Here is a 1,243-nt window from a genome sequence, read left to right as displayed (position 1 = left end):
GGTTCGATGAACGCTGTCTTTGCGCCGACGGCTACGATCCACTCCCGTACAGCCTTGGCGATGAACTCCGGGCCGTAGTCGGAGCGGACGTGCTCAGGCACACCGCGCAGGATGAAGAGATCGGACAGGACGTCGATGACGTCAGTGGAGTTGAGCTTGCGATCGATACGGATCGCCAACGCTTCATGCGTGAACTCGTCGATCACGTTGAGCATGCGATACTTCCTTCCGTCATGGGTTCGGTCCTCGACGAAGTCGTAGGACCAGACATGGTTGGGCCGCTCGGCGCGCAGGCGGATGCATGATCCGTCGGCGAGCCAGAGCCGGCCCTTCTTCGGTTGTTTGGCCGGAACCTTCAGCCCCTCTTGTCGCCAGATGCGCTCGACCCGCTTGTCGTTGACCACCCAGCCCATCTGGCTGCGCAGAAGCTCGGCGATCTTGCGATAGCCATAGCGGCCATACTGGCGGGCCAGTGCAACGATGTCCTCGGTCAGTTGCTGCTCGTCGTCCCGACCGCGGGGAATGCGGCGCTGCGTGGAGCGATGCTGCCCCAGCACGCGGCATATCCGGCGCTCCGAAACGCGTTTCGGCAGAACCGAGCGAACATGGTCTATGCAGGCACGACGACGCGAGGGGCTCAGAAGTTTCCCCGAGCAGCCTCCGTCAGGATCAGCTTGTCCAGTGTCAGATCGGCAACCACCTTGCGAAGCCGTTCGTTCTCCTTCTGGAGCTCCTTCAACTGCCGAAGCTGGTCACGGCTCATGCCGCCATACTGCTTGCGCCACCTGTAATACGTCAGCTCGGAAACGCCGATCTGGCGAACAGCATCCGCCATCGCCATGCCCTGGCCGCGCAAAACCTCAACCTGCCGAAGCTTCGTGACGATCTCATCGGGCTTGTGTCGCTTGGTTGCCATCGTGGTCCTCCTTCATGGTCAAAACCATACTTCAAGGTGGACCCGTTCAATGGGGGTGGATCACGCTTCTGGGTGCAAAAGTTGAAAAGGCCGTCCTTCAGCTGTTGCACCAGAACTTCGAATGGCAACAGCAGTAGGCCGGCCCCAACTTGCATATAGCCCGGCATCGGCTTCGCTGTCGCTACACCGATGTTGAGCAGGCGGAGGCGCGCGTCTGCGCGATCGGCGAGCATTGGTGACGTCCCCGGACGTGGTGTAGCTGGGTAGCGCGGCGGTCATCGGCGCTTTCCGGTAGGGTCTGGTTGCGAGACCAACCCCTTTCCGGAA

General features: G+C 61.2%; 1 pseudogene. It reads right to left on the bottom strand.

Annotated elements, in window-relative coordinates:
• Positions 1 to 916 (bottom strand): annotated as a pseudogene (locus L630_RS0120745) (IS3 family transposase); the annotation flags it as partial.
• Between the last annotated feature and the right edge of the window lie 327 nt (positions 917 to 1,243).

Source organism: Aminobacter sp. J41, assembly GCF_000526635.1.
Lineage (GTDB): Bacteria > Pseudomonadota > Alphaproteobacteria > Rhizobiales > Rhizobiaceae > Aerobium.
The sequence above is the reverse complement of the archived record's forward strand: the minus strand, read 5'-3'. Positions and strand labels throughout refer to the sequence as shown.